The sequence below is a fragment of the uncultured Campylobacter sp. genome (assembly GCF_937997465.1).
Classification (GTDB): Bacteria; Campylobacterota; Campylobacteria; order Campylobacterales; family Campylobacteraceae; genus Campylobacter_A.
The window spans coordinates 1-8,237 of sequence record NZ_CALKTQ010000112.1; the positions used below are offsets into that span (position 1 = coordinate 1).

General features: G+C 45.6%; 7 protein-coding genes. 3 read left to right on the forward strand and 4 right to left on the reverse strand.

The window, feature by feature from the left end:
- Window positions 1-716: L(+)-tartrate dehydratase subunit alpha (gene ttdA / locus Q0546_RS03395; protein WP_298790537.1), on the forward strand; the 716-nt coding region annotated here is incomplete at its 5' end.
- On the forward strand, window positions 713-1,333 hold the full coding sequence (gene ttdB, locus Q0546_RS03400) for a L(+)-tartrate dehydratase subunit beta (RefSeq protein ID WP_298790539.1): 621 nt from the start codon (window positions 713-715) through the stop codon (window positions 1,331-1,333). The genes ttdA and ttdB, both read left to right, overlap by 4 nt.
- 128 nt (window positions 1,334-1,461) lie before the next feature.
- On the opposite strand, the gene Q0546_RS03405 is transcribed toward ttdB, so the two are convergent.
- Both Q0546_RS03405 and Q0546_RS03410 read right to left on the reverse strand, forming a co-directional pair.
- Window positions 1,462-2,121, reverse strand: a complete 660-nt coding sequence (locus Q0546_RS03405; RefSeq protein WP_298790541.1) for a GntR family transcriptional regulator — start codon at window positions 2,119-2,121, stop codon at window positions 1,462-1,464.
- 69 nt (window positions 2,122-2,190) lie between these two features.
- Window positions 2,191-3,168, reverse strand: a complete 978-nt coding sequence (locus Q0546_RS03410; RefSeq protein ID WP_298790543.1) for an asparaginase — start codon at window positions 3,166-3,168, stop codon at window positions 2,191-2,193.
- A gap of 132 nt (window positions 3,169-3,300) precedes the next feature.
- Between Q0546_RS03410 and Q0546_RS03415 the strand changes: the two genes are divergently transcribed.
- Window positions 3,301-4,581: a citrate transporter gene (locus Q0546_RS03415; RefSeq protein WP_298790545.1), complete on the forward strand. Its 1,281-nt coding sequence runs from the start codon at window positions 3,301-3,303 to the stop codon at window positions 4,579-4,581.
- Between the two features lie 39 nt (window positions 4,582-4,620).
- Here Q0546_RS03415 and polA read toward each other — a convergent pair whose 3' ends face one another.
- Window positions 4,621-7,275, reverse strand: coding sequence for a DNA polymerase I (gene polA / locus Q0546_RS03420; RefSeq protein WP_298790546.1), 2,655 nt, complete (start codon window positions 7,273-7,275; stop codon window positions 4,621-4,623).
- 256 nt (window positions 7,276-7,531) lie between these two features.
- A complete protein-coding gene (locus tag Q0546_RS03425) occupies window positions 7,532-7,924 on the reverse strand; it encodes a hypothetical protein (RefSeq protein WP_298790548.1) in 393 nt (130 codons plus the stop codon).
- Window positions 7,925-8,237 lie beyond the last annotated feature (313 nt).

An 8,237-nucleotide genomic window follows, 5' to 3' on the forward strand; every position in this document is an offset into this window, starting at 1 on the left:
TAGACCGTCCGTCCTGTCAGGATACGGGCGTGATCCAGTTTTTCGTGCGCTGCGGAGCGAACTTCCCGCTCATCGGCGAGCTTGAAGAGCTGCTGCGCGAGGCCGTACTGCGAGCGACGCGCGAGGCTCCGCTGCGTCACAACAGCGTTGAGACATTCGACGAGTACAACACCGGCAAAAACGTCGGCAAGGGCACGCCGAGCGTATTTTGGGAGATCGTGCCGGGTAGCAGCGAGTGCGAGATACACACCTATATGGCTGGCGGCGGCTGTAGTCTGCCTGGCAAAGCAACCGTGCTGATGCCTGGTATGGGCTATGAGGGGGTCGTGAAATTCGTCATGGACATAATGACCAGCTACGGCATAAACGCCTGTCCTCCGCTACTAGTCGGCGTGGGCGTGGGTACCTCGATCGACGTGGCGTCGCTGCTATCTAAAAAAGCGCTGATGAGGCCGCTAGGCTCGCGTAATCCAAACGACCGCGCCGCGCTAACCGAAAAGCTGCTCGAAGAGGGCATCAATAAAATCGGTCTAGGCCCGCAAGGCATGAGCGGCGCAAGCTCCGTGATGGGCGTGCATATCGAAAACTGCGCCCGCCACCCAAGCGTCATCGCCGTCGCCGTAAACGTGGGCTGCTGGTCGCACCGCAAAGGCCATATAGTCTGGGACGAGCAGATAAATTTCAACGTAAAATCGCACAAGGAGTTCGCGCTATGAGTAAGAAAATTTTAACCACGCCGATCGGCGCAGAGGATCTGGCCGACATCAAAATCGGCGACGTGATATACCTCAGCGGACACATCGTCACCTGCCGCGACGTGCCGCACAGACGCGTCGTGCAGGAGGGTCGCGAGCTGCCGCTAGATATCAGGGGCGGCGCGATCTTGCACGCGGGGCCGATCATCAGAAAAACGGACGGCGGCGGTAAAGAGGCCTTCGAGATGGTCTCCGTGGGGCCTACTACGAGTATGCGGATGGAGAAATTTGAGCGCGAGTTTATCGCTAAAACGGGCGTGCGCCTGATCGTGGGCAAAGGCGGCATGGGCGAGGGCACGATGAGCGGCTGCAAGGAGTTTGGCGCGATACACTGCGTGTTTCCCGCGGGCTGCGCGGTGGTGGCTGCGACGCAGGTCGAGGAGATCGAGAGCGCGGACTGGAGCGAGCTTGGGATGCCCGAGACGCTGTGGAAATGCCGCGTGAAGGAGTTTGGCCCGCTCATCGTCTCCATAGACGCGCACGGAAATAATCTTTTCGAGCAAAATAAGGTCAAATTTAACGAGAAAAAGGACGCGGCGCTAGCTGAAATTTTACCGCAGGTCGGGTTCATAAAGTAGCTAAATTTACAGAAACAACATCAAATGCGCTTTAAATTTTACGTCAAAATTCACAAGGTTTAGAGTAAATTAAAGCGCTTTTGAATAAGTCTGTCTTTTTTGAGTTTTATTATTCTCGTCTTTAAATTTTAAAGGACGCTGTTTATCGCATCTTCTAAAATTTCTCGCGTTTTGATAGTATGCTTAGTGCTAAGTTTAATTAGTTTTTCCAAGTCTTTATCTTTATAAGCTTCTAATATCGCTCTGTGTTCGCCGTTAGATAGCTCGATGTGCGATTTTTTATACAGTAAAGATAGCGAGACGTAAGGGATCGCAGCTGTTATTAAAGTTTCTACGATGTTAAACGTTCTGCCGCCGATTTCACTCTCCCAAAAACACTTATGAAAATCAGCGTTTAGCAGCGCCCACTCATTCACATCCTTACATTTTTCTATTTTTTGCTGAATATTTAAAGCTTTTTCAAAATATTCTTCACTGTAATTTTTGAATCCGTCAGTGATCAACTTCGACTCCAATAAAATCCTTAAATCATAAATTTCATTTGCATCTTTATAACAAAGCCCTTTAACAACAGCGCCCTTATATGAATCAAAGCTTATTAATCCCTCAGTAGTAAGAATCTTTAAAGCCTCTCTTGCAGGCGTTTGGCTGACGTTAAATTTTTTTGAAATTTCATTTTGCGTAAGTCTAGTCCCGGATTTTATTTTACCGTTTAATATCTCTTGACTTAAATTATGAACGATAAATTCCGTCGTAGTCATAGGACGGTTTGAGCTATTATATATCATCTATGTAAATCTCCATTTTTGGAAGTATTATACAAAAAAGCAATATTAAAATAGCTCAAACGCTTAAATTTAAAAATTTTCAAATTCGTTTTTAATCTCTTGTGGCGATACTTGATTTGCGATCAAAATCATAAGAAGCAATCTTGCTTTGATTGCAGATAGCCATCCAGACATCACGCATCCGCTATCCTGTAGATCAATTTCAGAGCCTTTGTAGCCGTAAGTTTTTGTGGCACACATACCGCTACCGGTTCTTGAAGACACGATAACCGGAATTTTTAGTTTTTTTATCTCATCCATCATTTCAAACGACACGTGTCCAGCCCCAAAGCCATCTATAACAATGCCGTCGAATTTAGAGTTTCCGACAAGCTTAATAATCTCTCCGTCGTTATCCAAGTAACTCTGCACCACAGCTACCCTAGGAAAAACCTTAGAAGGTAAAGGATAAATTTTTCTACTTATAGGGCAAGACAGATACCTAGCACTACCTTCAACCACTAGCCCCTGAATGCCTGCATTTACGGATACGAAGGTTTGCAATGAAAAGGTATTGCTCTTGTGAGCCCATTTGGCGCTATGGATAGTATCGTTTAATACCACCAAAACACCTCTGTTTCTACTTTTTGGTTCAAGCGCGACAATTGTCGCCGCATATATATTGCCTGCACCATCGGCACTTATATTATCAGCATTTCGCATAGCGCCAGTTATTACTAGCGGAGAGGCTTCGTCCCATACTAAATTTAAAAAAAATGCGCTTTCCTCCAAAGTGTCAGTTCCTTGCGTTATTACGACACCATCAGCGCCGTTTTTAATCTGCTCCTTAGCCCATCGATAAATTGACACAAGATCATCTAGCTTCAAGCTGCCGCTCGGCAAGGCTAATATAGTTTCAGCTTTTATTTCAGCCATATCTTTTAATATAGGAATAGCAGCAATCAAATCGTCGGCGCTAAAACTAGGCTTTACTCCGCCTGCATTACCGCCAGCGCTCATGCAAATAGTTCCGCCCAACGCACCGATTGAAATTTTAGGTTTTGACATATTCTCTCCTTTTTTTATTGAAATTACGAAATTATACCACTTTTTTTATTATATATCAAATATTATATATAATATATCAAAAAAGTGGTATAATGCTTTCTGACTAAATTTTTATCATGAAAGGAGCAAAAAATGTTAGTTGCAGCACAGTGCGTTATGGTGTTAACGTTATTGTTAATGATAAGTGGCAAAACGCCACTTTATACTACAGCTATAGTCGGATCCGCTATTAGCACATTGGTAGCTGGTTTTCCAATTACTGGGGGCAAAGAAGTAGTTTCTTTAATGTCTTTGGTTAACGGAGGATTAAATCCAGTAATAGCCGATATGACGGGAATTTTAATGTTTATAGGCGTCATGCAAGCGAGCGGTTTTTTGGATGTTATAATTCGCAACATAGTAAGGCTGGGCAACAAGCTAGGCGGGGGTGCGGGAGTTGCTACTGCAGGTGGTATAGCCGCCGGAGTTATCGGAATGCTTACTGGTTTTACACAGCCTGCGATTACCGCCGTCATCACAGGAACAGCATCCACTAAGCTAGGCGTAGATCCGGATAGATCAGCGGGTATTCACGGACACGCTGGTATTCTTGGTAACTACGGCGGATTTACACATCCTACGCAAGTCGCTGTCATAGCCGTTACAAATATCGGCTTTGGCCTTATCAATGTAATCGGCACGCTGGTTTCTCTTTGCGTTTTTGCTTGCGCACTATTTAGACTAAAAAGAATACAGAAAAAAGAGGGAATTTCAATCTCTAAAGAAGAGATGGAGAAAATTTCAAAAGAATTTGAAATAAATGACAGCGGAATTCCTGCATGGAAAGCCTTTTTACCTTTTGTAATGTTATTTGCAGGTTTTATCCTTGGATATCCAGTCTTTATCGTAGGTATAGCAAGCGCTATCTTTACTATACTTCTATCGGCTTTAAGTTTTCAAAAAGGCGAAAATGATATGCTTGAAGGAGTTAGTAAAATAGCAACCCCTTTAGTTGCAACTATAGGCTTTTTATTTATGAGCGGCGTCATTAAACAAATAGGACTAGCTGCTGTTATCGGCGATCTTTTTACTCCTATGCTTACTCATGCTCCGCTTCAAAGTATGCTTTTAGTTTCGGCTTTAGCAGGGCTAGTTACGCAAAGCAACGCAGCATCCGTAGCCATAACTATACCTTTCTTGCAAGCTGCCCTTTCGCTAGGCACGGCTAGTCCGCTATCTCTAGCCGTCATGGCCGCTGGCGGTAGTGCGATGCTACAATATTATCTAACCGGCGGTCCGGTCGCAGCTCTTGCAACCGTTATCCCAGTTATTCCAAATTCCGAACTTAAAGCAGCAAACAAATTTCAGCGCCCAAATATGCTATTTGGACTAGCAGTTTTGTTTGTGTTGTCTTTTGTTTTTTCTATTTTTTAAACTTCATAATGAGCTATCTTTTGGTAGCTCATTAATTTTTTACTTCAACTCACCCCAATCCTTCGCCACGTTTAGACTCGTTTTTAGCGGTACGTTTAGTTTATAAATTTCTTGCATTATCTTTTGCGCCGCTGCGCCGAATTCCTGCGCATAGCCGTCCTGCACCTCAAAAATCAGCTCGTCGTGTATCTGCAAAAGCATTCTAGCGCGCGAGCTTAAAAGCGGGCGGATTTTTACCATCGCCATCTTGATGATATCCGCAGCCGAGCCCTGAAATATCGTATTTACCGCCTCGCGCTCATACATCGCCGTTTGCATCGGCGTCGCGGTAGTAAAGTCAAATAGCCGCTTTCTACCCAGCAGCGTGCGTACAAAGCCCTCGTTTTTCGCCGCGGTTTTTATCCCTTCTAAAAAGCCTTTTATCGTAGGGAAAGCTTTAAAATAGCGCTCGATATACTCCTTTGCCTCGGCGCGCGTGATGCTTACCTGATTTGCCAGCTTGCTCGAGCCCATACCGTAGATAAGGCCGAAATTTATACTCTTGGCAACCGCGCGGTTTTGCCCTTCGGCACTGCCGAATATACTAATCGCCGTGCGCGCATGGATGTCCTCGTCGTTCGCAAATGCCCGCAAAAGCGCCTCGTCGCGGCTAAAATGCGCGAGCAGCCGCAGCTCGATCTGCGAGTAGTCAAGACCCACGAAGCTAAAGCCGCTTTTGGCCTCAAAGCAGCCTCGCACGTCCTTTGCTAGGCTGCCTCGAGCTGGGATATTTTGCAGATTCGGGTTTTTAGACGAGAGCCTGCCCGTGCTCGTTCCCGTCTGGATAAAGTTCGTGTATATCCTGCCGTCGGCGTCTTTTTTGGCTAAATTTAGCAGCGGCTCGCAGTAGGTGCTTTGCAGCTTATATAGCTCGCGGTACTCGAGTAGTTTTTCGATGACGGGATGCTCCTCGATGAGCTCGGCCAGCACGGCCTCATCGGTGCTGTAGCCCGTTTTGGTCTTTTTCTTTACGGGTAGTTTTAGGTGTTCAAACAGCACCGAGCCTAGCTGCTTAACGGAGTTGATATTAAAATTTTCGCCCGTTAGTTCATAAATTTCGCTTGTTAGAGCCTTAATCTTAGCGTCGTTTCGCAGGATCAAATTTTGCATTTTCTCCTGGTTTATCGCGATGCCCTCGCGCTCCATATCAAAAAGCGTGAGGATGAAAGGAAACTCGTGCTTGCCTGCAAGCGCGAGCAACTCCGGATCAAGCAAATTTAAAAAGCTTTTGTAAAATTTGAGAGTTATCCACGCGTCCTCGGCGGCGTATTTTGCGGCATTTTCAAGAGCTACGGACGCGAAGGTCTCGCCGCGCTTTACCACGTCTTCAAATTTGATCGTGTCGTAGTCGTAGAGGCGCTTAGCTAGCGCGTCCATACCCACGCTTGAGCCCGGATCCATGAGCCAGGCCAGTATCATCGTATCTTTAAAATTTACGGGCGGCTCAAGCCCCAAATTTCGCTTTACGACCTTAAAATCATACTTTAAATTTTGCCCTATCACGCAGCCTTTGTAAATTTGCCCTATCGCCCAGGCGGCAAATTTCTCGCTTACTTGCTTTGGCACGCCCAGATACTCGTGCGCCACGGGCACGTAGTAAGCCTCTTCGTCGTTAAAACAAAAGCTAAAGCCGACCAGGCGGGCGTTTTGCGTATCGACGTCCGTGGTCTCGGTATCAAAGGCCACGAGCGTGTCTGCGTCTATATTTGCCAGCAGTCGCTCGATCTCGCTCTCGTCAGTTAAAAGCCGCGCGTTAAAGCCGAGCTTAAAATCCGCGTTTTCGCCTGCGTTTTCGCTATTTTGCAGCGCTTTTAAAAGGCGGTTTAGATCGTATTCGCGAAGGATATCGGCGACCTTTACGAGCGGATTTTGCTCGGGAAATTCCGCTCTTTTTAGATCGAGCACGTCAGGCACGTCGTCAAAGAGCGAGGTTAGGCGCTTGCTCAAAAACGCGCTCTCGCGCCCCTCGACTAGCATGCCGCGGATACGTTCGTTTCGCACTAGCGGCAGGTTTTCGTAGATGTCCTCGAGACTACCAAATTCGTTTAGCAGCTTTTTGGCGCCCACTGCACCGATACCTTTGACGCCCGGGATATTATCCGAGCTATCGCCCGCGATCGCAAGAAAATCGCGTATGCAGCTTGGCGGAACGCCGTATTTTTCGATGCAGCTAGCGCTATCGTGGTCGATCTTGCTTTGCGGGCTGTAGATGCTTACCTTGCCGTCCTCGATGAGCTGATAGAGGTCCTTATCGTGCGTCACTATGCGTACGAATATATCCCTCTGCTTGCACTCCTTTACGACGCTAGCGATGATGTCGTCGGCCTCGTAGCCTTCGCGGCTAACCGCGGCTAGACCCATTTTTTCTATCATTTCGATGCACACGGGCAGCTGCTCTTTTAGCGCGGCTGGCGGCTCGGAGCGGTTGGCTTTATACTCGCCCAGGATCTCGTGGCGCAGCGTTTTGCCCTTGCTATCTAGCGCAAAGATGATGTAGTCGCTGGCAAACTCCTGGCGTAAATTCATGATAAAGCTAGCAAAGCCGCTCACCATGCCGCTTGGCTTACCTTCGCGGTTTTTTAGTCCGCTCATCGCGTAGTAAAGTCTGAAAAAAAATCCGAAAGTGTCGATGATCGTTAGCGTTTTTTGGCTCATTTTTTATCCTTTTTTTTGGGCTAATTTTACAAATTTTAGGCAAAAAGTAGGCTGATTTTAGGATAAAAATGGGCCAAAAATTAAATAGCAGTCCAAGCGTGCCAATGATATTAGCGCGTAAATTTGCGTATCAGCCGCCACCTGATGTATCTATTGAAACATCTTCGCCGTCGTCTATTTCATATACCATTTTGCCGTTTATGAATATTTGCATTATATTTATATCTCCCAAAAAATCATAAGTTTGATTTTGTTATTAATTTAGCGGAATATAAGCCCCGTGTCCCTTTTTGCTGATAACTTTTTTAAATTTATCATAACTTTTTGTTGGATGTGAATTAACATAAGCCTTTCCAGTATCTTTGTCAATGTGGATTACATAAAATATAACATCGCCGCCTTTAGAATTAGCAGTGCAACCTATCATAGTTTTTTTTGTAAAGCCGCGCTCTTCTATATTGTTTATTTGCCAAGGACGGTAGCTATGATATACTTTTAATCTTTCTGCTATCGGGGTTCCGTCCGATGATGGGTTCGCTTTAAACCCTGCTATTATTACGTCTTTATCGTTGCACTTATACTCTCTTGCATTGGCACTTATCGCCAGCAGAGATAGCGCAACCAAGCTAGCTAAAATCGTTTTTTTCATTTTTGTATCCTTTTTCAAATATTTTTACCGACTAATTTTACAAATTTTAGGCAAAAAAAACGGCTGATTTGAAAGCAAATTTAAAATTTAGCGGCGCGGAGCAAGCGCGGGAGCGGTCAAATTTGAGTTAAATTTGACGCTAAATTTGAGCGGGTAAATTTAAAAAATAGTCAAATTTGAGCGGCCAAATTTAACCGCTCAAATTTAAATCACAAAGCCTAAGCCTCTATCGTAACTGGCCTATCAAACGCCGTTATACTCGGCAGTTCGCCTTTAAATTTCTCGATCTGCACCATGCTCGTGTGCGCGGTGT

Coding starts and splice junctions, on each gene's coding strand:
- Q0546_RS03405 (WP_298790541.1), bottom strand. CDS start 2,121: ATGATATATAATAGCTCAAACCGTCCTATGACTACGACGGAATTTATC.
- Q0546_RS03410 (WP_298790543.1), bottom strand. CDS start 3,168: ATGTCAAAACCTAAAATTTCAATCGGTGCGTTGGGCGGAACTATTTGC.
- ttdB (WP_298790539.1), top strand. CDS start 713: ATGAGTAAGAAAATTTTAACCACGCCGATCGGCGCAGAGGATCTGGCC.
- polA (WP_298790546.1), bottom strand. CDS start 7,275: ATGAGCCAAAAAACGCTAACGATCATCGACACTTTCGGATTTTTTTTC.
- Q0546_RS03425 (WP_298790548.1), bottom strand. CDS start 7,924: ATGAAAAAAACGATTTTAGCTAGCTTGGTTGCGCTATCTCTGCTGGCG.
- Q0546_RS03415 (WP_298790545.1), top strand. CDS start 3,301: ATGTTAGTTGCAGCACAGTGCGTTATGGTGTTAACGTTATTGTTAATG.